We start from the raw sequence: 26,338 nt of genomic DNA, 5'->3' as shown, positions 1-26,338 counted from the left end.
TCTCGTGTGCCAAACAGAACTCATGAGTTCTGTTGACGCTGAATGTAATCCTGCACCGTCTCGCTGGAAACGTGCCCCGCCGTTCCTGCGTAGTAGCCCCGTGCCCATCGAATCTTCTCGCCGTCGTTGTCGGCGTAGCGGTGGTTGTATTTCCGCGAGGAAATACCCTTGAACCAGTTGGCGAGAAGTGACGGCGCGTGCTTCGGTGGACTACTGACGAACAGGTGGATGTGGTCGGGTTGAACGGTCAGGTCGATTATCTCCAAGCCCTTGTCGTCGGCGATCTCGTGGAGGATGTCTCGCACACGGTCGGCGACCTCGTAGACGAGTACCGACTGACGGTACTGAGCGGAACCCTGTTCCGCGATGTCCGCAGAACCATCTGTTCTGCGAGACTTCGGCAACCACACTATGTGGTAGTTGAGGTTGTAGGTCGCGTGCCGTGTGGTCTTCATCCGTGTTCACACTATGGTTCGTCAGCGTGTTAATACCTTCGGTGAAGCGTGGGAAATCCAGTAATGGCGGGACTTGTGGATTGACGCACTATGCCTACCGCTTGACCTCCGCCTGAAGACGGAGGTATGCGCTATCGGTCTGTATCAGCGAGCCGTCATGCACTCGTCTGACGCAGTTTTTGTAGGCCCCACCAGGCAGTTAGGATGGGCGCGCACCGACGGCCTCGTCGTTTTCCCATCCTCCCACAGCGCGCCCGGGCACCCACCCGTTTTCGACAGGCCCGAACGGCACACAGTGATACAGCCACGCGTTCGTGAGTGAAATAGCCAGCGAGAGCCCCTCAGGCGTCGACAGCGGGAGTCAGATGGGTGCGGATCTCCTCGATAGCCTCGGGTGGGGCAGTGATCGCGATGCGATCGCCGGGTTCGATCGTGGTTCTGGGCAGCGGAATCGACATCGGTTCGTCGTTGCGACCGTGGGCGTAGATTTGGGCGGAGCCAGGAAGATCGAGCGTGACCACACGATCACCGACCACCGGTGAGTCCGCCGGGATACGGATCGACGTGACGGTCAGGTGCTCGGTGAGGTCCGCCAAGACGTCGAAATCACCGCCGAGCATAGCCGTTTTCGCCCCCGCGGCACCCAGCCGCTCGGGATAGATGACTTCGTCGACCTCGCTGGCGTAGTTGTCGTACAGTTCCTCCCGATAATCCGCATCGATCCGCAGGACCGTCCGACAACCGTGTTCGGTACCGATCATACACGCGGCGAAATTAGCGTTGAGATCGCCCGTCAACCCGGCGATGGCGTCCGCCTCGGCGATGCCCGCTGCGTCGAGGGTGTCCGTATCAGTGCAGTCGCCCAGTATCGTCTCGAAGGACTCCTCGCGTGCGCGCTCGGCCCGCTTGGCGTCGATCTCGACGATCGTGACGTCGTGGTCCTCCTCCCGGAGCACCCTGGCGGTACGCATCCCGACCCGCCCGAACCCGACGATGACGAAGTGCATACCTGTGTGAAGTACCACCACACCTAAAAACGCTCCCCTCATTGGCCCCTCCAAGCAGCCGATCGGGAGCATCTCGATGAGAAGTGAGCCACAGCCATAGAAGCCTCTCCCGTGGAGCGCTCGAATAGTGACAATCGAGAGACCAAACAGTGACGACCGCACCGATGGAGTGGGCCATTCTAGGGCCTGGAAAGTAGCTGACAGGGGTCGCTGGGGCTAGGGACAGTCGATCACAGGATCAGGGATGCAGCACGCGTCGGCCATACCAAGTGAGAGTGTGTAGTGCGTTCACATCACCTCCGATAAAAGTTCTCACGACCCACGCTGTAAAAAGGCTTTGCCATACCACCAAATTTGCACCCCAAAACGACGACGATGCGTCGAGTCTTTCCGATATTACAATCAAAATGAAAGACTATCCGACTACGAATACAACAGTCGCTGTTCAGGAGCAGTCCATTCGACGACGAGCAGACCGCACAGGGACAGCACAGTGATCCAGCGAACCAGTCGAGATGACCTGAGACAGATTGGTCACGGTCGTGGGGAGAACTGGCAGATGTGTGTTTCCCAATCGACGAAGTAGTCGGACACGGGGAGATCGACAGCCGATATCAACACTGATTTGGGAGGAAGTACAGGGAGTGGGTGAGATGGGTGAGGAGGACAGCGACGAGTACCCCTACACGTTCGAGTGTGCCAAGTGTGGTTGGGAGACAGCAGGCGAGCGCCGGCCCGTGGCCTGTGCCGTCTGTGGGGGCCGGATGCTAGCGACGCCATCACGGTGAGAGGCCGACAATCCCGAACCGGTAAGAGACGAGCGGTCGCCGCCCGGTCGATTCGAAGGGCGTTTAGCCGTCGACGGGTGACAGACGGGTAATGCGCGTGACGTTCCTTGGGACCAGCGGTGCGGTGCCGACGACCGAACGTAACCCCTCGGCGATCATGTTCTCCCGAGACGGTGAGCGACTGCTCTTTGACTGTGGTGAGGGGACTCAGCGCCAGATGATGCACTTTGGGACGGGATTCGACGTCGCACACATCTTCATCACCCACCTCCACGGCGATCACGTCCTGGGCATCCCGGGCCTCTTACAGACGATGGACTTCAACGACCGCGAGGCCCCGCTGGCGATTCACGCCCCTCAGGGCACGCGGTCCCGACTGGAGGATCTCATCGGAGCGACCGGCGACCGTCCCTCCTACCCCATTCGGATTACGCAAAATCGGGCAGGGGACGTGGTGCTAGACGCCGACGAGTACGAGATTCGAGCGATCGAGACCGAACATCGCACACGGTCGATCGGCTACGTCCTCGAAGAGGACGACCGCAAGGGCCGATTCGACCGCCAGAAAGCCGAGGAAAAGCTCGGGATCTCACCGGGGCCAAAGTACTCCAAACTCCACGACGGCAAGCCAGTCGAACACAACGGGCGGACGATCCAGCCCGAGGAGGTCGTCGGGCCGCCCCGACCCGGACGGACCGTCGTCTACACGGGCGATACGCGGCCAGTCGAGGCTGTCCGGCGAGCCAGCGAGGATGCAGAGCTGTTGATCCACGACGGCACGTTCGCCGACGATCGCGCCGAACGGGCGGCCGGAACCGGGCACTCGACGGCGCGCGAGGCGGCGACGCTGGCCGCCGAGGCTGGGGCAAAGCGGCTCGCACTCACCCACGTCTCGACGCGGTACGCGGGGCAGGGCCACCGCCTCGAAACAGAGGCCCGAGACGCATTCGGTGACGGTGCTTTCGTCGCGGCAGACGGCCAGACGCTCGATGTCCCGTTCCCGGACAGCGAATGACACGGTAGAGGAGGAGAGCGCGATCGTCACCGTCGAAACGGTCGAAAACTGGAGAGCGAAAGCGCCAGTGTCTCGAAGTCAGAACAGTTACTTCCCTGTAGTCTAAGTACGTCGTAATGGCCAAGCAGCGGGCCGATGCCCTCATCGCACGGGGTCTCGACGCCGCGTCGCCGCGGGGTATTCGTCTCGCCAGTGCCTGGTTCATCGCTGCAGCCGGCCTGGCCGGGGTCGTCGTCCCGCTGATACGGGCCGTCACGAGTGCCAGCGCCACCGGGTCCCCCTTGCTTGGCACCGTCGTGCCGATGACGTTCGGGCTGAGTGTCCTGGGCGGCGGCTACTGGCTCGCAAACACCGATTTCGACGGCGAACTCGCCGTTGCCGTCACAGTGTGGTGGTTCCTCGGGACCGCCTTCGGCGCGTTCGCCGCGCTTGGAATCGTCGGCTATCAGTTGTCCGCCGGCGTCGAGTTGACCAATATTTCCGTCGTCGTTAGCGGCTTGGCGTCGATCGGTGGGATCGGCGGGCTACTCGTCGGCCGATACGACGCTCGCAGCCAGCGCCGTCGCCGCGATCTCGAAGCTGAACGGGAGCGACTGGCCGACGAGCGGGAGAAACTCGCCTTGCTCAACCGAATCGTCCGTCACGATATCGGCAACGACCTCCAGATCATCAGCGGCATGACCGGTCACTTAGAGAGCTACGTCGAAGACGACGGACAGGACTATCTCGAACGTGTCCAACGCACCACCGAGGAAGCGATCCAACTGACCGAGCAGGTCCGGGCGTTCGTCGCGTCACTGGGTGTGGACGATCGGTCGACCAGTCGTCGGATCTCACTCGAACGAGTCCTCGAAACGCAAGTCGACAACGCACGCGAGGTCCATCGCCGGGCGACGATCGCCGTCGACGGCGAACTGCCGGACGTCGCCGTCGCCGCCGACGAACTCCTCTCGACGATCTTTCACAACCTGCTCACCAACGCCGTCGAACACAACGATCGGGAAAACCCGTCCGTCGAAGTATCGGTAGAAGCAAGCGAGAGGGCGGTGACTGTCTCGGTAGCCGACAACGGCCCAGGCATCCCGCCGGCCGAGCGCACAGCCGCGCTGAACCCCGATGGCCACGAGGTAGACAGTCAGTCTGGACTGGGCCTGTACATCGTCGGGATGCTCGTCGATCGCTACGGCGGCTCGATCTCGTTTGCGGATCGGGATCCCAGGGGCACAGTCGTGACCGTCCAGTTGCCGATTGCCGACGGAGACTCCGAGTAACACAGCCTAGACAGGGGCCGTTAGCGTCTTCCGTCAGGAATGGGAACCGTCCCGGCATGAACCTGACGCACGTCGCACTCTGGGTGTCGAAGTTGGATCGCTCGCTATCGTTCTATGGGGATCTGGGGTTCGAACGAACCTGCTCGTTCACTGCCGACGGCGTCGAGAATGTCTACCTCAGTGCTGGCGACGGCGAACTCCAACTCAAGCACGATCCGACGCGAACGACGCCGATCGCGCCGTCGCGGGCAGACACTGACCACGTTGCGTTCCTCGTCGAAGACGTCGAGCGCGTCGCCGAGCAGGCCCGCAAAGCCGGTGGGTCGGTCCGCACCGAACCACACGTCGTCGAGGCTGCCGACGCCAAGGCGACGTTCCTCGAAGATCCAGACGGACACACCATCGAGTTCTACCGACCGCTCGACGGATGAGCGTGGGGACGCCACGGCGTTTATACTCCTGACTCCCCTACCGACGGCCGTGCAACGGACGGCTGCCCTGGACGACGTGATCTTCGGCGTGGATATCCAAAGCGGGGACGTCAGAGGTAACTCGCCCGCCTACGCGCTGGTGATCTTCGACGGCGAGTCCATCGAGCGAGACGTGGTGAGCCACCGGAAGCTCCGCCGGCTGATCGAGACGAAGACACCGGCGATCGTCGCCACGGACAACATGTACGAGCTCGCCGAGGACAAGGACGCCCTCGTGCACTTCCTCCGCGAGTTGCCCGAGGAGACGCGACTCGTCCAGGTGACCGGTGACCAACAGCCAGAGCCGCTATCACGGGTCGCGACGCGCCACGGCGTGCCATACGGCAAGGACCCGATGGAAGAAGCCGAGGCCACAGCCCGTCTGGCCGCGGGAAACGTGGGCTATGAAGTCTCGGCGTTTACCGACACGACACGCCTGAAAGTCGCCCGCGGTCGCTCGACGGGCGGTGGTGGTGGGTGGAGCGAGGACCGCTACACGCGGCGCATCCACGGCTCGGTCAAAAAGCGAACGCGCGAGGTCGAACGCGAACTTGACGCGGCCGCACTGGACTACGAGCGGGAGGTCACCGAGAAGTACGGCGGGTTCGCAAACGCAGTCTTCGAGGTGCAAGCGAGCCCGGGTGAGATCCCCATCTCGGCCGAGCGGTCCGGCGACACCCGCATCGAGATCGAGCGTGAGCGTCGGGACGGGATCGAATTCGAGCCACTCGCCCACCGGCGCGATCACGTCGTCGTCGGGGTCGACCCGGGAACGACGACCGCCGTGGCCGTCCTCAGCCTCGACGGCGAGGTACTGGACGTCTACTCGACGAGAACCGACGATACCGCAGCAGTCATCGAGTGGGTCATCGAGCGTGGGCGACCGCTCCTCGTCGCCGCGGACGTGACACCGATGCCCGAGACCGTCGAGAAGTTGCGCCGAAGTTTCGACGCCGCCGGCTGGACGCCCGACAGCGACCTCGCCGTCGACGAGAAACTGCACCGAACGCGCGAACAGGCCTACGACAACGACCACGAACGGGACGCCCTGGCGGCGGCCCTAGAAGCCTACGACGATCACGAAACGCAGTTCGAGCGGGTCGCGGCGAAAGTCCCGCCACGCGAGGAGGTCGGCCCCGTCCTCGCGCGGGTCGTCGCCAACGACGAATCCGTCGAGAGCGTCCTCGAAGACCTCAGCGACGACGAGAGCGAAGCCACGGAGACGAGCGAGCACGAACCACGGGAGTTGAGCCCCGAAGAGAAAGAGATCAAACGCCTCCGGGAACGCGTCGATCGCCTCGAATCACACGTCGAGGACCTCCGTGGCACGATCGAGGACAAAGACGAGACGATCGCGGCCTACGAGGAGAAACTCGAAGCCGCCCGCAGCGAGCAGCGCGCCGAGACGCGCAAACGGCGGGAAGTCAACCGCCTCGAACGCGAGAACGACCGCCTCGAACGCGAACTCGAAGACGAGCGCGATCGCGTCGCGGATCTCGAAGGCAAGCTCGAACGTCTGAAAGCCCTCTGGAAGCTCGATCACTCCAATTTTGCCGACGTCGAGAAAGCCAAAGAGGGCCTGGTCCCGGTGAAGGTCGTCGAGAAGTTCACCACCGAGGCCATCGAGGACGCCGACGACCGCTTTGGCCTCGCCGAGGACGACATCATCCTGTTCCGTGACGCCACGGGTGCCGGGCGATCGACAGCCGAACTGCTGGCCGACCTGGAACCGCGGCTGGTCCTCCGGACAGGCGGACTCTCGGACGTCTCCGACGAGGTGCTGTTCGAGCGACGCGTGCCCATCGCGCCGGCCGACGCCGTCACCGTCCAGGAGGTCGACGAACTCGCCGTCGCCCGCGAACGGGAAGTCGAGGCCGCAATCGAGGAGTGGCGCGACTACGAGAGCGAGCGTGAGAAGGCCCGGACCGCCGAGATGGTCGACCAGCTCATCTCCGAACACCGCGCCTCCGGACACGGCGGGAGCGTGTGAGGCAAGTCGAGCACTCACCGACTCGCGCGTGCCACCGCTCGTCGGACCCGAAGTGAGGGTTCTTGTGGACCAGGGACCGACGAGTCCGCATGGAGGAGTTCGTCGCGAAAAACCTGGATCGGTACGCGGACACGCAAGGGTTGGTACCCGAACGCCTCGCCGAATTCGGCGAACAGTATCGCGAGCAGGGCCATCTCACCCGCGAGCAACTCTACGACCTGGCCTTCGAGAGTTCGACCAGAAGCGCCTACCACGTCGAATCGAACCCAAAAGCGCGCTGTATCGAAGTGACGCAAAACGTCCGACGAGTCGAGGGCGACTTCTCGAAGATCCGGCTCATCAGCGGGCTCTCGGGGTTCAAAGCGCCGACGGCCTCGGCCGTGCTGACCGCGCTCGATCCCGGCCGGCACGCCGTCGTCGACACGCGCGTGTGGGCCTCGTTGGAGCGCCTCGAACATGTGGAGGGACGCAAGGAATCGTTCGACGCGGCCGACTACGTGACGATGATCGAGCCGATCCGTGAGATCGCGCAAGCGACGGGTTACTCCCCCGCCGAGGTCGGCTATGCGCTGTTTGCCTACGACGAGCACGTCCGTGAGGGGACGCTACACTGAGCGGGGGGCGGTCGGCGTGTGGCGAGTGAGTGGCCAGGGACCAGACCGGCCCGAGGCGGTTTCCAAACCTTAAACCCCTGCCTCCCGTAGCGGGAGATATGAGCGATCAGGAGCGCACGGATCTTCGCATGCCTGACGACGACGAGGTGTTCGCAATCGTCACAGAGATGCTGGGGGCAAACCGCATCAACGTCCGCTGTATGGACGGCGTCGAGCGGACCGCTCGTATCCCGGGCAAGATGCAAAAGCGCATCTGGATCCGCGAAGACGACGTTGTTCTGGTCAGTCCGTGGGACTGGCAAGACGAGAAAGCCGACGTTACCTGGCGCTACGAGAAACAGGAAGCCGACCAGTTGCGCGAGGAGGGCCACATTCAGGAACCGTGACGGGCGAGACATGACGGTGGCACCCCACCGACTGGCTGGGTCGAAGCGGGATCGAGGCCCACACCGACTGTTTTCGCGGGGCGACGATGGCTGAGTTCGGCCTGATCGACGACGAGGGAGCCGAAAAGCCAGGTGACGAGTTCGAGGAAATCGAGGTCGCGGATACCGAAGCCGACCGGATCGCCCGCCGCCGAGATCGGGAGTTCAGCGAGTTTCGCAAACGCATCAAGAACACCGAGCAGTTCAAAGTCGAAGCGTCGGTCTTCGACGACGCGACCTTCGCTGCGCTGTACAAACTCGTCCAGGACGGCCACATCGACGCCTTCGGTGCGCCGATCTCGACTGGCAAGGAGGCAAACGTCTATACTGCATTAGGCCCGGAAGACACCGAGGTCGCGGTCAAAGTCTACCGGATCAACGCCTCCGACTTCAAGGACATGCGCGGGTATCTGGACGGCGACCCGCGATTCGAAGGGATCGGCTCGGACAAGAAGAAGGTCGTCACTGCCTGGGTCCGCAAGGAGTTCGCCAACTTACGGCGCGCCAAAGAAGCCGGCGTCCGGGTGCCCGAACCGATTGCCGTCGAGCGAAACGTCCTCGTCATGGAGTACATCGCGACCGACGCCGAGGGGCGGGCCAAGCGACTCAACGAGGTCCACATCGAGAACCCCGAGACGGCCTTCGAGGTCCTCCGGGAGTACATGCGCCGCCTCTACGACGCCGGCCTCGTGCACGGGGACCTCTCTGAGTACAACGTCGTCTTCCACGAAGGTCAGCTCGTGGTGATCGACCTCGGCCAGGCCGTAACGGTCCTCTCGCCCAACGCCGACGACTTCCTGCAGCGAGACTGTGCAAACGTCGCGAACTTCTTCGCCGGACTAGGTGTCGAGGTGACGGCCGAGGAGTTGTACGACGACATCACCGGCGACGACGAGTAAGTGAGACACGCCTCGATTGGACGAGGTGGTTCGTGGATGGCAGCCATCATCGCACGTGCCGACTGAACGAGCGCGATAGCACACTGAGAGAGTAACAGCACAGCCAGCGAGCAGTAGAGACGTTTGCTGCAAACCGCAAAGGACATCACCACCCAGTCGAACAACCAGGTGGTGAAACGACGCACGTTCCTTCGAACAGCCGGTGTGGGTGCCGTCGGGATGACGGCACTGGCCGGCTGTACGGGCGGAGAACAAACGGACGAGGGATCGTCGACGACCGAGACGGAGACGAATACCGAGACGGACACGAACGCCGAGAACACCGCAACGCAGACAGACACGACGACCGGTTCCGTGACGGCCGAGCGGACGCTGCGGGTGGCGACATACTCCTCGTTCACTGGCGAGGGGACCGCCGGCAACTGGTTGAAGTCGGCCTTCGAGTCGGCCCACGACGGGGTGACTGTCGAGTTTGTCACGCCCGAGAGCGGCCTCAACCAGTACATCCTGCGCCGTCAGCAAGGTGCCCCCCTGGATGTCGACGCCTACGTCGGGCTGAACACGTCGGAGCTCGTCCGGGCCGATCAGGAACTCGATAGCTCGCTGTTCGCGACGCCGGACTTAGAGCGGGCTGGAGACGTCAAGCCGGGACTGCAGGCCGACCCACGCGGGCGGGCAGTCCCCTACGACACCGGGTACATCTCTCTGGTCTACGACGAAAACGAGGTCGAGAACCCGGCAACCTTCGACGCACTCACGACCGACCCGTATCAGGGTGACCTCATCGCGCAGAACGCCCAGCAATCCGATCCGGGCCGGGCGTTTCTCCTGTGGACGATCGCCCAAAAGGGACCGGACGGCTACCTTGAGTACTGGCGGGACCTGCTGGCCAACGACGTGACGATCCTCTCCGATTGGGAGCCGGCCTATCAGGCCTACCAGAACGAGGAAGCGCCGATGGTCGTCTCCTACTCGACCGATCAGGTCTACTATCACGGCGAGGGCGTCGATATGTCGCGCCACCAGGTCGGGTTCATCAACGACCAAGGGTACGCCAACCCGGAGATGATGGGGCTGTTCGCCGATGCCGACACACCGGAGCTTGGCCAGCAGTTCATGGACTTCGTGCTCTCACCGGACGCCCAGGCCGAGATCGCGGTCCGGAACGTCCAGTTCCCGGCCGTCGAGGGCGTCGATCCCGGCGCGGAGTTCTCGAAGTACGCCTACGAGCCAGCCGAACCCGTCACGTTCTCCTACGACGAACTGGCAGGGAACGTCGAGGGATGGATCGAGGACTGGGCCCGCGAAGTCAACGCGTGAGGATGCGGTGGCCGTCGTCGGATCGGGTCGTCTTCCCGGCCGGCGTGGTGGCCACGCTGGGAGTGCTTGTCGTCGTCTTTTACTACCCCGTCGGTCGCGTGCTTCTGGCCGCGATCGACCTTGGCGGGACCCCGCTGGCACCGATCGTGGACGTCCTCGCTGACCCGTTCTACGTCGGCCTGGCCCATCACGTCTTTGCTGACCCAACGGGCATTCCTGCAGGCGTAGGCTCGTGGCTCGCTGCGGGTGGGCCCCTCAGTGCGATCGAGTTCGGTCTGTTCGGTTTTACCGCCTACCAGGCAGCCCTATCCGCACTCGCGAGCGTTGCACTCGGCTTTCCCGGCGCGTACGTGCTTGCCCGCTACGATTTTTGGGGACGGCGAACGCTCACGTCGCTGACGATTGTTCCCTTCGTCCTCCCGTCGATCCTCGTGGCGGTCGGCTTCCAGGCGATGTTCGGCCAGACCGGGCTCCTGAACGACGCCCTCGCGGTCGTCGGCCTGGGACCGATCGACGTGCTCTATACGCTGCCGGCGATCGTCCTCGCCCACGCCTTCTACAACGCGCCGCTGGTCACTCGCTTCGTGACGGGTGCCTGGGAAGGGGTCGACGCCCGCGAGATCGAGTCGGCCAGAGCGATGGGCGCAACCCCGATTCGCGCGTTCCGGGACGTCGTCCTTCCCCAGTTGCTCCCTGCGGTGCTCTCGGCGACGGTGCTTGCGTTTGTCTTCTCGTTCATGTCGTTCCCGATCGTGCTGTCGCTGGGCGGCCTGGAGTTACAGACCGTCGAAGTGTGGCTCTACGCGAAGGTCCAATCACTCGACCTCGAAGCGGCCGCCGCGTTGGCCGTCCTCGAATCGGTGCTCTCGCTGTCCCTCATGTACCTCTACCTCCGGTACGAGTCGGGGCAGATCGCGTCCCGTTCGGGCGGCCGCTCGCGTTCACGACGGGCGCTGTTGGACGGATTGGGGACCCTTCGTGATCCACGTCGCCTGGCAGTACTCGCCTACGGCTGTATCGCGGCAGTGGTCTTTCTCGGGCCAGTCCTCAGCCTGCTGGTCGAGAGCGTCACCGGGCCAGAAGGGGCGTTCACGACGGCGTACTACGAGTTCCTGCTCGCACAGCAGGCCTCCGCTGCGGTCGGGACGATCGCGCCCCTCACGGCGATTCGCAACTCGCTTTTGTTCGCTCTTGGGACGCTTGCCGTCGCCGTCCCGATGGGCGTCATCGTCTCGCTGGTCGCGACCCGCGGCGGGCGGGGGAGTCGCCTCGCGGAGACGCTGCTGTCCGCGCCGATCGCCGTCAGCGGCATCGTCGTCGGCCTGGGCCTGCTCCAGACACTCGTCTTCGGCGTCGACGTGTTTGGCCACCGGCTCACCGTGACCGGCTGGCTCGCGGTCGTCGCCGCCCACGCCGTCGCGGCCTACCCGTTCGTGACGCGAAACGTAACTCCCGCTCTGGCCGGGATTGACGACCGGATCGTCGACGCCGCGCGATCGCTGGGGGCGACGCGGTTCCGTGCCCTGCTGACGGTGACCCTGCCGTTGATCGTCGCCCCACTGGTGGCCGGGGCAGCCTTTGCCTTCGCGATCAGTATCGGCGAGTTCGACTCGACTGTCCTGCTGGCCGAGGGCGGAGCCAGTCACACGATGCCGGTCGCCTTGGAGCGGTACGTCGGCAACCGCTCGATCGGGCCGAGTCTCGGCCCCGCCACGGCGATGGGGTCCGTCCTGCTCGCAGTGACAGCCGCCAGTTTCGTGGTTATCGATCGCGTCGGGGGACGATACGATGGCTAATTCGACCGGAACAGGGGTCGAACTCGAAGACGTCGCCGTGACCTTCGGTGACGTCCCGGCGTTGTCGGACGTGACGCTGTCGGTCGCCGAGGGGGAGTTCTTCACGCTCGTCGGGCCCTCCGGGTGTGGCAAGACGACGACGCTGCGGACCGTCGCCGGCTTCGAGACGCCCGCGAGCGGATCAGTTCGAATCAGCGGCCGCGATGTCTCCGGCTTGCCGCCCGAACAGCGTGACGTGGGGATCGTCTTCCAGAACTACGCCCTGTTCCCGCACATGACCGTCCGGGAGAACGTGGCCTACGGCCTCCGGTACCGATCGCCGCCGGGCGAGACCGCTCCCGACGAACGCGTCGCCGAGTTGCTGGAACTCGTCGAGGTGGCTGGCCTGGCGGATCGACAGCCGGAGTCGCTATCAGGCGGGCAACAACAGCGCGTCGCCCTCGCTCGCGCACTCGCACCCGGCCCGGACGTCCTCCTGCTCGACGAACCGCTCTCGGCGCTGGATGCGCGACTGCGCGAGCAGTTGCGACTGGAAGTGCGGGAGATCCAACGCGAGTTGGGGATCACGACGATCTACGTCACCCACGACCAGGCCGAAGCGCTGGCGATCAGCGACCGGATCGGCGTGGTCAACGACGGTCGGATCGAACAGGTCGGGACCCCGGAGGAGGTCTATCGCAACCCCGCGACGCGCTTTGTCGCCCAATTCGTCGGCGAGAACAACGTCTTCGACGCGCGGGTCGACGGTGGCGGTCAGTCTCTGGCGATCGACGGCGAGCGGATCGAACGCCCGCAATCGCTCCCCGAGCGCGATGAAGCGATCGTCTGTGTCCGTCCCGAAGACATCCACCTCGGGGCCGGCGAAGTGACACTCTGGGCGACGGTCGAACACGTCGAGTTCCTGGGCGACGCCTACCGCGTCCACTGTGCGTGGAACGGCCACTCGATCCGAGCCAGGACCCAGCGCGCACCGGAGGGCGAGACCGTCACACTTGGCTTTGACGGCGCGGACGTGACCGTCGTCGGGGGCGAGTGACGCATCCGAACGCCGTCAGCAGTGCCAGCCCACAACGGGAGGAAAGCGCCGACGATTTGACGGCGACGGACCTACGGGTGGCAATGCCGGATCGCGGAAAGATCGACGACGCGACCTTCGAGGAGATCATCGCGCCACAACTGGGTGCCGACCGTGCGGACGTGGCGCTTGGCCCCCAACACGGCGTCGACTTCGGCGTGCTCTCTGTCGAGGACAGCGCGATCGTGACGGCGACCGATCCGCTCTCGATTCTCCCCACGCTTGGCTTCGAGCGGGCCGGGCGCATGGCGCTCGATATCGTGCTAACGGACGTCGCCGTTTCGGGCATCGCGCCGACACACGTCACCGTGAGTCTCTCACTGCCGACGGAGATGACCGACGCCGAACTCGCCAGGGCCTGGCACGGAATGGCCGCCCACGCCGAATCGCTAGGTGTGAGTGTCGTCGCCGGCCACACGGCCCGCTACGAAGGCATCGAGTACTCGTGGGTCGGTGGCGCTACGGCCCTGGGTGTCGGTGACCCGGCGGATCTCGTCCGCCCGGACGGGGCACAGCCGGGCGACGCGATCGTCCTCACGACCGGTCCCGGCGCGGAGACGGCCGGACTGTTCGCGACGCTGTTCCCGGACGCCCTGGACCTCTCAGCTGAGACCGTCGCGACGGCACAGGAGCGCGTCGAGGACATCCTCGGGGTCGCAGACGCAACCCGGGCCAGCGAGGCCGGGGAGCTGCACGCGATGCACGACGCCACCGAGGGCGGAGTCATCGGTGGGCTCGCCGAGATGGCAACGGGAGCCGGCCACCGGTTCGTCGTCGAGCGGGAGCCGGCCCCGATCCAGCCGGGCGTCCAGCCCGTGTGTGAAGCCGTCGGCGTCGATCCCTGGACGGTCTCCAGTGCAGGGAGCCTCCTGCTCACGGCACCCCCGAAGAAGCGACGGCGGTCGTCGAAGCGATGAAAACGCGCGGGACGCCGGCCGCAGTAGTCGGAGGAGTCGAGGCGACCGACGGGAAAGGGGGCGTCCACCTCGACGGCCAGCGAGTCGAGCCACCGGCGAGCGATCCCGCCTGGGACGCCATGGCGCGGCTGTCGGACCGCTGAGGCGACGTGTTCGTCGGCGTGGCCGAATACAAATTAGTTTGTACAATAGCAAGCAAAGTTGTTTAGTAGTCCCGGACAGAACCCGGGAGTCACATGCTCGAGGAGGTTCGCAAGCGCGATGGCTCACGCGAGGAATTCGAACAGACGAAGGTCACGACCGCCATCCAGCGGGCGTTCGATGCGGCGGGAGTTGCCCCAGCGACGAGCATCGAGACACTGACCGAGGGGGTTGTAGACCGCCTGGACGCGACGGACGGGGCAGTGGCAGTCGAGACGATACAGGATCACGTCGAGCGGACACTCGTCGCGGCCGACGAGTACGAGGCCGCCAAGCGGTACATCCTCTATCGACACCGCCACGCCGAGTTACGTGATCTTGCGGGACTGGTCGAGCAAGGCAGTGGGGCCACACAAGAGAGCGATCAGGGCGCGGTCGATGCCTACGTCGACCGCGAGGACTGGCGCGTCCGGGAAAACTCCAACATGGACTATTCACTGCAGGGGCTGAACATCCACCTCACCGAACGCACTATCGAGGACTACTGGCTGGAAGAAATCTACAGTACCGAGGTGGCCCAGGCCCACGAGTCGGGCGCACTCCACATCCACGACCTGGGCGTACTCGGTCCCTACTGTGTGGGCTGGGACATCGAAGACATCCTCCGAGAGGGCCTGAAGGGCGTCCGCGGAAAGGTCGAGTCCGCGCCCGCAAAGCACTTCGACGTGGCGCTGATGCAACTCGTGAACTTCCTCTATACGCTGCAGGGCGAAGCCGCCGGCGCCCAGGCGCTGTCGAATTTCGACACCTATCTGGCGCCGTTCGTCCGGGCGGACGACCTCGCATACGACGACGTACGGCACCAACTCCAGCAGTTCATCTTCAATCTGAACGTCCCCACGCGAGTCGGCTTCCAGGCCCCCTTTACGAACCTGTCGATGGATCTGACGGTGCCCGATCACCTCGCCGACAAACCCGTCGTGATCGGCGGCCAGCCCCAGGACTCGACGTACGGCGACTTCCAAGCGGAAGTCGACATGATCAACCGCGCCTTCGCCGAGGTCATGCTGGAGGGCGACGCGAAAGGCCGACCCTTCACGTTCCCGATTCCGACTTACTCCATCACGGAGGACTTCGAGTGGGACAACGAGACCCTCGATCCCGTCTGGGAGATGACCGCCAAGTACGGGACGCCCTATTTCTCGAATTTCGTCAACAGCGAGATGGACACCGAGGACGCCCGCTCGATGTGTTGTCGGCTCCGGCTGGACAACCGCGAACTCGAAACGCGGGGCGGCGGCCTATTTGGCTCGAACCCACTCACGGGCTCGATCGGGGTCGTCACGATCAACCTCCCGCAACTGGGCCACCGGGCCGACGACGAGGGCGACTTCTACGACTGCCTGGAATCGCTGCTGGACGTCGCAAAGCGGAGTTTAGAGACCAAACGCGAGGTCCTAGAACGGTACACCGAGCGAGGGCTGTATCCCTACGCCAAATTCTACCTCCGGAACGTCAAGGCGGCACAGGACAGCTACTGGGCGAATCACTTCTCGACGATCGGCCTCATCGGTACCCACGAGGCGTTGCTGAATCTGCGCGGCCCCGATGCAGGGATCGACACGCCAGAAGGGAAGCAATTCGCGGAAGACGTGCTGGAGTTTATGCGCGAGCACCTTCGGGAGTACCAGGCCGAGACCGGACACATGTACAACCTCGAAGCGACCCCCGCAGAGGGCTCGTCCTACCGGCTGGCGCGTCGCGACCGCGAGCAGTTCCCCGACCTGCGCGTCCACGCGACCGACCGACTCGGCGGCGAGGAGCCGATCTATACGAACTCGACGCAGTTGCCCTTCGGAGCGGAGCCAGATCTCTTCGACGCCTTAGACCACCAGGACGATCTCCAGACGAAATACACGGGTGGGACAGTCTTCCATGGGTGGTTGGGCGAGCAACTGCCCTCGCCCGAATCGACGAAGCAACTCGTCAAAACCATCGCCGAGAACTACGAGTTGCCCTACTACACGCTGACGCCGACGTTCTCGGTCTGTCCGACCCACGGCTATCACAGCGGCGAACACGAGGACTGCCCCGAGTGCGGGGAGTCCTGTGAGGTGTACTCGCGGGTCGTCGGCTACCTTCGCCCGACCGAAAACTGGAACCCCGGCAAACAGGCTGAGTTCGACGAACGGGCAGATTTCCGCCCGAGCGTCGGGGACTGATGAATCTGGGTGGTCTCCAGCGGACGACGCTGTCGGATTTCCCCGGCCGTGTCGCCTGTACCGTCTTTACCGCCGGTTGTACCCTCCGCTGTCCGTACTGTCACAATCCGGAATTGATCGACGAGACGCCATCGCTTCCCGAAGCAGAGTTGTTCGCGTTCCTCGAAGCGCGGGGTGACGTCCTCGATGGGGTCGTGGTCAGCGGCGGCGAGCCGACGTTACAGGCGGATTTGCCGGCGTTCGTCGAGCGAATCGCCGATCACGGACTGGACGTGAAACTCGACACGAACGGGATGCGGCCGGACGCATTGGAGGGGTACTGGCAACCGGGGCGATCGACTACGTTGGGATGGATCTGAAGACGCGACCCGCTCGCTACGGCGAACTCGGGGCCACAAATGGCGTCGCCGAGGCCATCGAACGTAGCGCCAGGATCGTCCGCGAACAGGCACCGGCCTACGAGTTCAGGACGACGTTCGACCCGGGCGTGGTCGAGCCGGCCGATTTCGAACGACTGGCCGCCCTCGCCGGGGACGGCCCGCTGTACGTCCAATGTGTCGAAACCGACGCCACACTATCGCCCGAGCGGGTCGAACCGACGCCCTCGGAGCCACTCGAAGCGATCGAGGCGGCCCTCGGAGACGTACCGTCGCCGATCACCCGACGATCGACGGAGCGGTAACACCCTCACGTCGAGTCAGCGGACGGGAAACGGAGGGTTTTGGATCGCAGGTGGTGCTCCGGATCGACTACCACTGCTGGAAGCGCTCGCGCAACGTACTCCCGGCCGCGCCGATCACAGCAGCACCGATCGCGACGCCGATCGCCGGCGTGAGCAAGTCACCGAACGACGGAGACGCCATCTCGGGGGCAAAGAGGATGACGAACACGGCCAGCAGAAGTAGTGTCCCGAGCACAGCGCCACCGTTGACCGCTGCACTGACGGCCGGCGGTGACGACCCCGGCGAGACCCGCTGGGCGACGAAAAAGCCCAGTCCGATCGCAACCAGCGGCGAGAGAATGATAGTGAACTCGAAGGCACCGTACGACGCCACGAACAGCGCTTGCTCGCTGGCTATCGAGATGCCAGCGACACCGCTAACGCTGTCCCCAGCGAGCGTAGACACGAGAAACAGCATGACTAACGAGCCCAGTCCGATCGTGAGATACACGCCGAGCCCGAGTTTGCCGAACTTCTGGAAGTCAGGCCCCAACGCCGAGCCGCCCCGCCCCTGGCCGTAGCCGGGTTGGCCCGCAGGTTGCTGTGGGACACCCTGCTGGTGCTGCTGGCCCTGCTGTCCGCCTTGTGGCGGTGCCTGTTGCTCTGGCTGGCCCTGCTGTCCGCCTTGTGGCGGTGCCTGTTGCTCTGGCTGGCCCTGCTGTCCGCCTTGTGGCGGTGCCTGTTGCTCTGGCTGGCCCTGCTGGCCCTCCTGGGGGTGGGCTGGTTGTCCATCTTGCGGTTGTCCACCGTCGGTACCGGTTTCGTGATTTCCTCCCGACATATGCAAGGGCGATACAGACACGAGACAAATAAGTTCCGGAAGAAATGCCACAGCGCAACGACCGTGCCCGAACGTGGCAGAGAACTTCGAGCGGACGGGAGCTCACACTGCGGGTTCGGCCGAGCGCTGAATCGCGTCGGCAAGCAGCGGTCGCATCATCCCGACCAACGGCGCGGAGTCGCCATCGGTCCAGACGGCCCGGTGTTTCCGGACGCCGGGAAGTGACGTTTCGACGTCGGCACTGACGAGTAACTGTTGGCCGTCGACCATGAGAATCGCACTGACGGCCCCCGGCTGGATCGGGTGTGAGTCCCACCACGTCCAGGTCTCTTGGAGGCGTGCCTTCGGGAGTTCCTCCCGCAAGCGCTCGCGAATCCCTGCCGCGGGAGAGCCGATCACGACATCGACGTCGCGTTCGGTGGCCCCACGTACGGCGGCAAGCAGATCGTCAGTCAGGAGATCCTCGACGGCTGCAGCGAGCAACACCTCCTCGTCGGCTTGCTGAACGAGCCCTTCCATGCGCTCGCTGACCTCGGCGTCGCCCTCCATCACCCACACGTCGCCGCTGTCTTCGGTCGCCTCGGGCGGCTGCAACCGCGGCAAGAGTTCCGCCAGGCGGTCCAGCAGATCCGAGAGGCGGCGATCAAGTAGCGAGACGGCCTCGTCCGGGTCGGCGACACGGAACTCCCGGGGCGTCCCCTGCTGGACGTCGACCAGCCCCCGTTCCTGCAAGCCCTCCATGCAATCGTAGACGCGAGCCCGCGGGACGTCCGCCACGTCACTGACGTCCTTGGCCGTGCCCTGGCGAACGCGCTGGAGTCCGACGAAACACTTCGCCTCGTATTCGGTGAAATCGATCGTCTGTAACAGCGAGACACACTCCTCGACGATCGAGTGATCCGATCCGTCTGTCGATGACCTGTCGTCTGTCATGGTTGCGTGGCCCCCACTTCGGGTACGTTCGGTTCGATCCACATCCGAATAGTCCTTTGGACGTTTCTACGTTTGTCACAACTTATTTGCCTCGCTATCCGAGCGCTCTACTGCATCACCGCCACAAATAGCCCAGCGACGGGGCAGGTGAGTTGTTATTTGTCCCGTATCGACTCTGTTTCGATCTCAGTGAAAAACTGTCGAAAGCCCTAAATAGTCCGGTCGGCTACTGGAGGTACGGAACAACGCAGCAAGGTCAGTCATGTCAGAAACGAACTCGGCACGGACGGTCTCTAAGCACCGAGCGGGCAACCGGCAGAACGGACAGCAGGCCGAATCGACGACAGCGTGTCCCGAGTGTGACGGGACAGTCGTGACGGACGAAGAGCGCGGCGAGCGGGTCTGTGAGGCGTGTGGCATCGTCGTCGAGTCCGAGGCCATCGACCACGGGCCGGAGTGGCGTGCATTCACGCCCGCAGAGCGCGACCAGCGGAGTCGCGTCGGTGCCCCGACGACCAAGCTGCTCCACGACGAAGGGCTCTCGACGTCGATCAGTTGGTCTAACAAGGACGCCAGCGGCCAGACCCTCTCGGCCTCCCAGCGGGAGAAGATGGGGCGGCTTCGCGTCTGGGACGAGCGCTTTCGCGCCCAAGACGCCCAAGATCGGAACCTGAAACAGGCGTTGGGCGAGATCGACCGGATGGCTTCGGCACTGGGACTGCCAGACAACGTCCGTGAAACCGCCTCCGTGATCTACCGGCGAGCCCTCGAAGATGGGCTGCTCCCGGGGCGCTCGATCGAAGGGATGGCCACGGCGTCGCTGTACGCCGCAGCCCGCCAAGCCGGCACACCCCGCAGCCTCGACGAGTTCGAGCCCGTGAGTCGAGTCCCTCGCCAAAAGTTCGCCCGTGCATACCGGTATCTCGCTCGTCAGCTCGAACTCGGGATCGCTCCCGCAGATCCGGCATCGTACCTGCCACGGTTCGTCTCGGAACTTGGGGTCGGTGACGAGCTCGAACGACGCGCCCGCAAGCTGCTGGCGAGGGCAAAAGAGGATGGAGTCCACAGCGGCAAGAACCCGACAGGACTGGCTGCAGGCGCGATCTACGCTGCCGGACTGCTGACCGGCGACCGGGTTACCCAGGGTGCCGTCGCCGAGACGGCCGACGTCAGCGAGGTCACGATCAGGGATCGGTACTCCGAGCTCCTGGCGTTGCTCGAAAGCGGCGACGTGGACGCTCGCAGTGAGGCTGCCGGCCTGTAGCCGAGCGCTGTCTCCGACGACGCCGGGCGATCGTTCGATAGGGTGACCAACAGTTTTAGGCCCTCGCCCGGTAGGGTCGCCGATGACCGCGAGTGAACGGATCGCAGTGGGCCAGGCGCTAACGCCGTCACGACAGCTCGAAGGAACCGTTGTCACGATCGAAGACGGGACGATCGAGGCAGTCCAGAGCCGGGCAGCGGCCGAGCGCTCGCCGACACGAACGTATCCAGATGGGATCGCAGTCCCCGGCTTCGTCGACGCACACATCCACGGCTACGCGGGCGATGCCGTCTCCGGCGATCCGGACGGGCTGGTGAATATCGCGGAAGGAGTCGTCGAGACCGGCGTGACGTCGCTGTTCCCGACGACCGTCTCAGCCCCCCAAGACGAGCTCGTCGCTGCGGGGGCAGCCACCGCCACGGCCGTCGATCGCGACCACGACGGCGCCTCAATCGCCGGCCTCCACCTCGAAGGACCACACGTCAACGACGACCAGCGTGGGGCCCAAGATCCAGCTGCACTCCGGGACCCGGCTGTCGAGGAACTCCAGGCCGTCGCCGACGCCGCCGAGGGGACCCTCGCTCGCGTCACGCTCGCCCCGGAATTGACCGGCGCAGACGAGTTCATCCAGGCGGCACGCGAGCAGGGACTGGTCGTCTCGGCCGGCCACTCCGGGGCCGATTTCGAGACGGCCACCACCGCCTTCGATGCCGGCATCTCGATCGCGACCCACCTCTACAACGGCATGATCGGCTTCCATCACCGTGAGCCGGGGATCATCGGCGCGTCACTGCTCGACGATGGCGTCACCGCCGAACTCATCACTGACTTACAACACCTCCACCCGGGGGCGATCGAGCTCGCGCTGGCCGCCAAGGGACACGAGGGGTGCATGCTCATCACGGACGCCATCGCCGCGACAGGGCTGCCAGATGGCGAGTACAGCCTCGGTGAAATGGACGTCGTCGTCGAGGACGGAACCAGCCGGCTCGTCGAGGATGGCTCACTCGCGGGCAGCACACTCACGATGGACGCCGCCGTCCGGAATCTGGTCGAGGAGCTCGGACTGGACCTGTCGAGGGCGGTCCAGATGGCGACGGACATCCCAGCTCGCGCGATGGAACTGGACGACCGTGGACGGCTAGAGCCCGGCCTGCGTGGGGACCTGACGATCCTCGACGGCGACCTGACGGTCCAGGCAACGATCGTCGGCGGCGAAGTCGTCTACGAGCGCGAGGCGGCCCGAGAAGCAACACGGCAGTAGTATCACCTCCCGAGTAGGCTTCGACCGCGACGGTCTCGACGCCGGCCGGCGACAGCCCCGAGGCGGTCGTAACGACAGCGATAATCGACTCGCAGTGTTTCCTCCCGAAACCCCCGACCGATCCATGATCGAGGCCGTTCCCGGAGGCCGCCATGAGTGAGGACGTCGAGTACGGCGCCCGCGCTCGCGACGTGCTCGGGTTCTCACGGTGGTGGTTGGTACTGGCGGCCGCGGGGATGATGGCCGTCGTTGGCCCCTACCAGTACGTCTGGAGCAGCCTCCGGGATCCCGTCGCAGCCACTCTCGGCATCGACAGCGCCACACTCTCGACCGTGTTCACGCTGTACGTCGTGATCCAGGCCGGCAGCCAGTTCCCCGTCGGCTGGTGGCGTGATCGTCACGGTCCACGAGCACTGTCGATGCTCGCTGCTGTCCTCGCCGGCGGTGGCTATCTGGCGTTGTCAGTCGCGACGAGCGTCTGGCAAGTCTATCTCGCCTACGGACTGGGTGCACTGGGCGTCGGGATCGTCTACACGGTGGCCGTCAATACGGCACTGAAGTGGTTCCCGGACCGTCGCGGCCTCACGGCTGGGACCGGGACGATGGCGTTTGCCGGCGGGAGCGCCGCGTTGGTCCCGTACGTCCGGGCGAACACGGGACCGGGCAGTCCCGTCACGGCGTACAGTGGCGTCCTCCAGCAGGTCGGCGTACTCATCTTCGTGGTCGTGTTCGTCGGCGCGCTCGTCCTCCGTGATCCGCCGGCCGACTGGCAGTCGACAGAGACCGAAGACCTGGGAGCGACTGGCCGGCAGTTCACCTGGCGGGAGATGGTCCGGACCCGGCAGTTCTGGCTCATGTACGCGATGTTCGTCGCCGTCGCCAGCGCCGAACTCATGCTCATCGAGAAGGTCGTCTCCTATGCGGGGACGCGCTCTCTGCGGGCGGCCGTCGCCACGGCGGCTGCGACGCTGCTACCGGTTGCCAGTGCGGCGGGTCGGCTGACGATCGGCGGGCTCAGCGACCGACTCGGGCGCACGCGGACGATGACGGTAACGTTCGGTCTCAGCGGCCTCGGCCTGTTCGGGGTCGTCGCCTTCGGAGAGGGAGGGATCGGGACGGCGTTTGTCGCCGCCGTCGTCGCCAGCGTGTTCTGCTCGAGTCCACAGTACACCTTGTTCCCGAGTGCAGTCGCGGACTTCTATGGCGATGCCAACTCCAGTGGCAACTACGCGCTGCTGTACTCCGCGAAGATCTGGGGAGGCGTCTTCGGCGGGACCGTCACCGGCACAGCGGTGGTCGCCCTGGGCTGGAACCCGACGTTCCTCCTCGGAGGGTGTCTGGCGGTGCTGGCCGGGCTCGGGGCGCTCGCCTTGCAGCCACCGTCGGGACCTGCCGAGAAGTCCTGACCGCCCGCTGTGATGGGGGTCGACACCCGACAACGTGCCGACTCACAGCGTGACCGTCTCACCGCGTTCGGGTGCCGACGCGTCGAAGCCGTCTGCGGCCAGTTCCGCGGCGAAGTCGACGGTTCGATCGCCGTGGACGACGAGCAGTTCCGAATCGCGGTAGTTCCCAAGAAAGTCGAGCAGGCCGCCACGGTCAGCATGCGCGGAGAACTCGTACTGTTCGACCTGGGCGGCGACGGGCATCACCTGGCCGTCGATTTCGGCCCGGCCCGTCTCTAGCAACGCTCGGCCGGGCGTGCCCGCGACCTGGTAGCCGGTCATCGCGATCTTGTTCACCGGGCGATCGCGGATCGCCGGAACGTACGTCATCGCCGGACCGCCCGAGAGCATGCCCGAGGTGGTGATGATCGCCGTGTTCTGCTCGGCGATGCGCTCGCGCTCCTCGCGGGAGGCACCGGTGCCTCCCGCTCGGAATCCGGGGGCTCCGCCCCCGCTTTGCCCGTCTCTCCCCGTGACGAAGCGAGCGTGTGATTTGGCCCGCTGGAGTGCCTCGGGATCGCGGAGGAATTCAGGATGGCGACGGAGCAATTCCGTCACGTGCGTCCCCATCCCGTCGACGTAACAGGGGATGTCGTGAGCCGCACAGATCAGCATGGCTTCCTGGGTCCGGCCGATCGCAAAGGCCGGGATCACGACCGTCCCACCCTCCCACAGCGTCGTCTTGATGCTCTGGGCGAACCGGTCTTCGATCGCTGCTCTGTCCTCGTGGGTCACGTCCGAGTACGTGCTCTCGGTGATCACGACGTCGGCGTCGGGCCGGGCAGTGGTGCCGGCGACGAGTCGCTGTCCACGGATCGGCCTGCCGCGCCGATCCGTACGGCTCGCGGGAGCGTCGCTCCCGCGGTGATCGCCCGTGTGAAAGTCACCCGTGTACAGCAGTCGCGTCTCGCCGTCGTCGATCAGAACGTGGGCACTCCCAGGGATGTGCCCGGCGTCGAAGAACGTGACCTCGTAGCCAGCCGCCTCGAAGGGCTCTCGATAGCCGTGCGTCTCGCTAACTTGCGTCACTCGCTTGACTTCCTGCTCCGTAAAGGGGCAGTCGTAGGTGCCACCGTGGAGTTTGATCGTGTCCCGGGCCAGCGTCAGCGCCAACTCACGAGTCGGTGGCGTCCAGTGGATCGGCGGCCGCCGATCACCCGACAGCAGGGCGGGGATCGTCCCGACGTGATCGAGGTGGCCGTGGCTGACGACGACTGCTTCGGGGTCTGCATCGAGTGGAAACTGCGGCGGCGTCGCCGTCTGCATCCCGAAGTCGACGAGCAGTCGATCGTCGATCAGGACCGCGCTCCGACCAATTTCGCGAGCGCCGCCCAGAAACTGCACGTCCATTGCCGGCGATTACGAGGAGGATCGGTTTGTGGGCGTCGATTCGGGCCAGGGTCGGGACCGAAGTTTAAGACCCTCCGGTGGCTGGCTGTGCAGTATGGTTCGCCTGCAGACGATCCGTCGGAGTTTCGTCGCCGGAATATTCTTCGTCGCACCACTCATCGTCACGATCGTCGCCCTCCGACTGTTGATCGGGTGGGTCTCCGGGTTCGTCAATCCGATCGTTCAGGCGACGGCGCTGTCACGGTACACCGCCGATATCGCACTGGTCGCCCAGGGCATCACCCTGGTCGCGTTGCTCGGATTGGTAGCCCTGCTTGGCTATCTCGCCCAGCGATCGTTCGGCCAGTGGCTCTTCGAGTGGTTCGATCGGGCCTTCGGCATCGTCCCGCTGGTCAGCGTCATCTACACCAGCGTTCGCCAGATGACCAACGCACTCCGCAATCGGGAGAACCACTACGAGAGTGTCGTCCTCGTCGAGTACCCACGCGACGGGGTCTATGCAGTCGGATTCGTCACCGGCGAGAGCCCCGACTCCGTCCAGACGGTCACCGGGGAAGCGTTCAACGTGTTCGTCCCGACCAGCCCGAACGTGACCGGCGGGCGACTCCTGATAGTGCCCGAAGCCGACGCCTACGACATCGACATCAGTGTCCGCCGGGCGTTGCGGCTGTTGATGACCACGGGCATGGCCGAAGAACAGTCCGATATCGAACAGCTCGCGGCCGAGACTGACGTCACCCTCCCGGATGTGGACGGCCTCGGGGGAGAGGACAGTGACGACACCTAGATCGTCGGCTGAAGCCTCGACGTCGAGAGGGGCCGATCCGACGACTGGTCGCCGCACGCGCCTGACAGGCCAGTACGCACAGATCGTCGGATCCGAGACGAGGACGTGCCGGTAGTTAGTCCCCCAGATCAGTGGACAGTGGCGGCACGGCACTGGACATCGCCGATCAGCAAGCTTTTAGGCCATCCTAAACTAGGCGGCGACAGGAATGCCACCCCAAGATGTCTGCGTCGTGATGCCGACGATACGCGAGTACGAGGCCATCGCGGCCTACGCCGAGAACGCCCGCAAACACGGGTTCGACACCGATCGGTTGTTCGTCGTACTGGTCACCGAGGATTGGTGTGAGACCGACGAGATGGAGCGACTGCTCGAGGAGGAAGGCCTCGATGGGGCCGTCTTCGACGCGACTGCTCGCGAGCAGTGGTTTCACGAGCACGGCATCGCCGAGTACGAGCACCTGATCCCGGCCGGCAGCCACGCCCAGACGTCGTTCGGCCTGCTGTACCTGTGGGCCAACGAGCGCTTCGAGTACGGCGTCTTCCTGGACGACGACACCCGCCCACACGAAGAGACGGATTTCTTCGGGACACACCTGGCCAATCTCGCCTACGAGGGCGAGCTACCCGCCGTCGAGTCCGACGAGCAGTGGGTCAACGTCCTCTATCAGAGCGACCACGATCTCTATCCGCGCGGGTATCCTTACAGCGCGATGGACGAAGACTGGACGGAGACGAGCGTTGGCGTCGAATCGGTCGTCGCCTCCCAGGGCCTGTGGACGAACGTGCCCGACCTCGATGCCGTCCGGATCCTGATGGACGGTGACCTCCAGGGCCAGGCCCAGACCCGCACGACGGCCGAGGACTTCGGGCCGGACTTCGTGGCCAGACCGGGCAACTATCTGACCGTCTGCTCGATGAACCTCGCGTTTCGCCGGGCGGTCGTGCCCGCATTCTACCAGTTCCCGATGGACGACAACCCATGGGACGTGGGCCGATTCGACGACATCTGGTCGGGACTCCTCCTCAAACGGGCCTGTGACGTCCTGGGCAAGCAGATTTACAACGGCAACCCGCTGTGTGCACACAACAAGGCCCCGCGGTCGACGTTCGACGACCTCGCGAACGAAGTGGCCGGGTTAGAACTCAACGAACACGTCTGGGAGATCGTCGACGACGCCGGGGCAGACGCTGACTCCTACCGCGAGGTGGCCCGAGCGGTCGCCGACGCGCTCGTCGCAGCCGACGCAAGCGAGTACCAGAACGGCGAGTTCCTGGCATACTGTGGCGAGCACCTGCGTGACTGGCTCGATTGTCTCGGCGAGATCGGGCAGGCACCGGCCCAGAAACATCCCGTGGCCGCCGACGGTGGCCCAGGAGGATCATGAA

The 26,338-nt window shown here is 64.8% G+C and carries 24 protein-coding genes and 1 pseudogene; 20 read left to right on the top strand and 5 right to left on the bottom strand.

The annotated features are described in order from the left end of the window. Nucleotides 1-20: 20 nt before the first annotated feature. Together tnpA and Hrd1104_RS12445 are read right to left on the bottom strand one after the other, a co-directional pair. Nucleotides 21-455, bottom strand: coding sequence for an IS200/IS605 family transposase (tnpA, locus tag Hrd1104_RS12450; RefSeq protein WP_154553063.1), 435 nt, complete (start codon nt 453-455; stop codon nt 21-23). Nucleotides 456-796: 341 nt separating this feature from the next. Then, nucleotides 797-1,462, bottom strand: coding sequence for a TrkA family potassium uptake protein (locus Hrd1104_RS12445; RefSeq protein WP_154553062.1), 666 nt, complete (start codon nt 1,460-1,462; stop codon nt 797-799). Nucleotides 1,463-2,115: 653 nt separating this feature from the next. Between Hrd1104_RS12445 and Hrd1104_RS13500 the strand changes: the two genes are divergently transcribed. The 15 genes and pseudogenes from Hrd1104_RS13500 (at nt 2,116) to Hrd1104_RS13405 (ending at nt 17,087) form a co-directional block, all read left to right on the top strand. Next, the gene (locus tag Hrd1104_RS13500) at nt 2,116-2,250 is read left to right on the top strand and encodes a hypothetical protein (RefSeq protein ID WP_255470255.1); all 135 of its coding nucleotides are present in this window, start codon (nt 2,116-2,118) and stop codon (nt 2,248-2,250) included. A gap of 91 nt (nt 2,251-2,341) precedes the next feature. After that, entirely contained in the window at nt 2,342-3,265 is a 924-nt protein-coding gene (rnz, locus tag Hrd1104_RS12440; RefSeq protein ID WP_154553061.1) for a ribonuclease Z, read from the top strand. A gap of 116 nt (nt 3,266-3,381) precedes the next feature. After that, nucleotides 3,382-4,536, top strand: coding sequence for a sensor histidine kinase KdpD (locus Hrd1104_RS12435; protein WP_154553060.1), 1,155 nt, complete (start codon nt 3,382-3,384; stop codon nt 4,534-4,536). Nucleotides 4,537-4,592: 56 nt separating this feature from the next. Continuing rightward, entirely contained in the window at nt 4,593-4,967 is a 375-nt protein-coding gene (locus Hrd1104_RS12430) for a VOC family protein (protein ID WP_154553059.1), read from the top strand. A 49-nt stretch (nt 4,968-5,016) separates the two neighbouring features. Further along, nucleotides 5,017-6,996, top strand: a complete 1,980-nt coding sequence (locus tag Hrd1104_RS12425; RefSeq protein WP_154553058.1) for a DUF460 domain-containing protein — start codon at nt 5,017-5,019, stop codon at nt 6,994-6,996. Between the two features lie 89 nt (nt 6,997-7,085). Then, entirely contained in the window at nt 7,086-7,610 is a 525-nt protein-coding gene (locus Hrd1104_RS12420; protein WP_154553057.1) for a hypothetical protein, read from the top strand. Nucleotides 7,611-7,708: 98 nt separating this feature from the next. Next, complete coding sequence (gene eif1A / locus Hrd1104_RS12415; RefSeq protein ID WP_154553056.1) at nt 7,709-7,996, top strand: translation initiation factor eIF-1A; 288 nt, start codon at nt 7,709-7,711, stop codon at nt 7,994-7,996. Between the two features lie 86 nt (nt 7,997-8,082). Then, nucleotides 8,083-8,934 carry a serine/threonine-protein kinase Rio1 gene (gene rio1, locus Hrd1104_RS12410; protein ID WP_154553055.1) on the top strand — a complete coding sequence of 284 codons (852 nt, stop codon included), beginning with the start codon at nt 8,083-8,085 and terminating at the stop codon, nt 8,932-8,934. Nucleotides 8,935-9,105: 171 nt separating this feature from the next. Next, nucleotides 9,106-10,254 carry a thiamine ABC transporter substrate binding subunit gene (locus Hrd1104_RS12405; protein ID WP_154553054.1) on the top strand — a complete coding sequence of 383 codons (1,149 nt, stop codon included), beginning with the start codon at nt 9,106-9,108 and terminating at the stop codon, nt 10,252-10,254. A gap of 2 nt (nt 10,255-10,256) precedes the next feature. Further along, nucleotides 10,257-12,050 carry an iron ABC transporter permease gene (locus tag Hrd1104_RS12400; protein ID WP_154553053.1) on the top strand — a complete coding sequence of 598 codons (1,794 nt, stop codon included), beginning with the start codon at nt 10,257-10,259 and terminating at the stop codon, nt 12,048-12,050. Next, nucleotides 12,043-13,086 (top strand): ABC transporter ATP-binding protein, encoded by a 1,044-nt coding sequence (locus Hrd1104_RS12395; RefSeq protein ID WP_154553052.1) that lies wholly within the window; start codon nt 12,043-12,045, stop codon nt 13,084-13,086. Before Hrd1104_RS12400 ends, Hrd1104_RS12395 begins: the two co-directional genes overlap by 8 nt. An 83-nt stretch (nt 13,087-13,169) precedes the next feature. Further along, nucleotides 13,170-14,185: pseudogene (locus tag Hrd1104_RS12390) on the top strand (AIR synthase-related protein). Nucleotides 14,186-14,278: 93 nt separating this feature from the next. Then, nucleotides 14,279-16,405 carry a ribonucleoside triphosphate reductase gene (locus Hrd1104_RS12385; RefSeq protein WP_154553051.1) on the top strand — a complete coding sequence of 709 codons (2,127 nt, stop codon included), beginning with the start codon at nt 14,279-14,281 and terminating at the stop codon, nt 16,403-16,405. Next, nucleotides 16,405-16,764: a radical SAM protein gene (locus Hrd1104_RS13410; RefSeq protein ID WP_229770489.1), complete on the top strand. Its 360-nt coding sequence runs from the start codon at nt 16,405-16,407 to the stop codon at nt 16,762-16,764. The genes Hrd1104_RS12385 and Hrd1104_RS13410 overlap by 1 nt, the downstream gene beginning before the upstream one ends. Continuing rightward, on the top strand, nt 16,755-17,087 hold the full coding sequence (locus tag Hrd1104_RS13405) for a hypothetical protein (protein ID WP_229770488.1): 333 nt from the start codon (nt 16,755-16,757) through the stop codon (nt 17,085-17,087). The genes Hrd1104_RS13410 and Hrd1104_RS13405 overlap by 10 nt, the downstream gene beginning before the upstream one ends. A 67-nt stretch (nt 17,088-17,154) precedes the next feature. Here the strand turns inward: Hrd1104_RS13405 and Hrd1104_RS12375 are convergent, their stop codons facing one another. After that, nucleotides 17,155-17,907 (bottom strand): hypothetical protein, encoded by a 753-nt coding sequence (locus Hrd1104_RS12375; protein ID WP_154553050.1) that lies wholly within the window; start codon nt 17,905-17,907, stop codon nt 17,155-17,157. A gap of 102 nt (nt 17,908-18,009) precedes the next feature. After that, nucleotides 18,010-18,840 carry a TrmB family transcriptional regulator gene (locus Hrd1104_RS12370; RefSeq protein ID WP_154553049.1) on the bottom strand — a complete coding sequence of 277 codons (831 nt, stop codon included), beginning with the start codon at nt 18,838-18,840 and terminating at the stop codon, nt 18,010-18,012. Nucleotides 18,841-19,102: 262 nt separating this feature from the next. On the opposite strand from Hrd1104_RS12370, the gene Hrd1104_RS12365 reads away from it, so the two are divergent. From Hrd1104_RS12365 to Hrd1104_RS12355, 3 genes are all read left to right on the top strand, one after another. After that, nucleotides 19,103-20,104 (top strand): transcription initiation factor IIB family protein, encoded by a 1,002-nt coding sequence (locus tag Hrd1104_RS12365; protein WP_154553048.1) that lies wholly within the window; start codon nt 19,103-19,105, stop codon nt 20,102-20,104. A gap of 82 nt (nt 20,105-20,186) precedes the next feature. Continuing rightward, nucleotides 20,187-21,368: an N-acetylglucosamine-6-phosphate deacetylase gene (gene nagA / locus Hrd1104_RS12360; RefSeq protein WP_154553047.1), complete on the top strand. Its 1,182-nt coding sequence runs from the start codon at nt 20,187-20,189 to the stop codon at nt 21,366-21,368. A 152-nt stretch (nt 21,369-21,520) separates the two neighbouring features. Further along, nucleotides 21,521-22,774 (top strand): OFA family MFS transporter, encoded by a 1,254-nt coding sequence (locus Hrd1104_RS12355; RefSeq protein ID WP_154553046.1) that lies wholly within the window; start codon nt 21,521-21,523, stop codon nt 22,772-22,774. A 42-nt stretch (nt 22,775-22,816) separates the two neighbouring features. Here the strand turns inward: Hrd1104_RS12355 and Hrd1104_RS12350 are convergent, their stop codons facing one another. Continuing rightward, entirely contained in the window at nt 22,817-24,163 is a 1,347-nt protein-coding gene (locus tag Hrd1104_RS12350) for an MBL fold metallo-hydrolase (RefSeq protein ID WP_154553045.1), read from the bottom strand. Between the two features lie 94 nt (nt 24,164-24,257). On the opposite strand from Hrd1104_RS12350, the gene Hrd1104_RS12345 reads away from it, so the two are divergent. Both Hrd1104_RS12345 and Hrd1104_RS12340 read left to right on the top strand, forming a co-directional pair. Next, nucleotides 24,258-24,950, top strand: a complete 693-nt coding sequence (locus Hrd1104_RS12345) for a DUF502 domain-containing protein (RefSeq protein ID WP_154553044.1) — start codon at nt 24,258-24,260, stop codon at nt 24,948-24,950. Between the two features lie 208 nt (nt 24,951-25,158). Then, nucleotides 25,159-26,337 carry an alpha-1 4-glucan-protein synthase gene (locus tag Hrd1104_RS12340; protein ID WP_154553043.1) on the top strand — a complete coding sequence of 393 codons (1,179 nt, stop codon included), beginning with the start codon at nt 25,159-25,161 and terminating at the stop codon, nt 26,335-26,337. The last annotated feature ends 1 nt before the right edge of the window (nt 26,338 follow it).

The sequence above is a fragment of the Halorhabdus sp. CBA1104 genome, from assembly GCF_009690625.1.
GTDB lineage: Archaea > Halobacteriota > Halobacteria > Halobacteriales > Haloarculaceae > Halorhabdus.
Note: the sequence above shows the minus strand (reverse complement) of the source record. Positions and strands in the feature narration are given on the sequence as shown.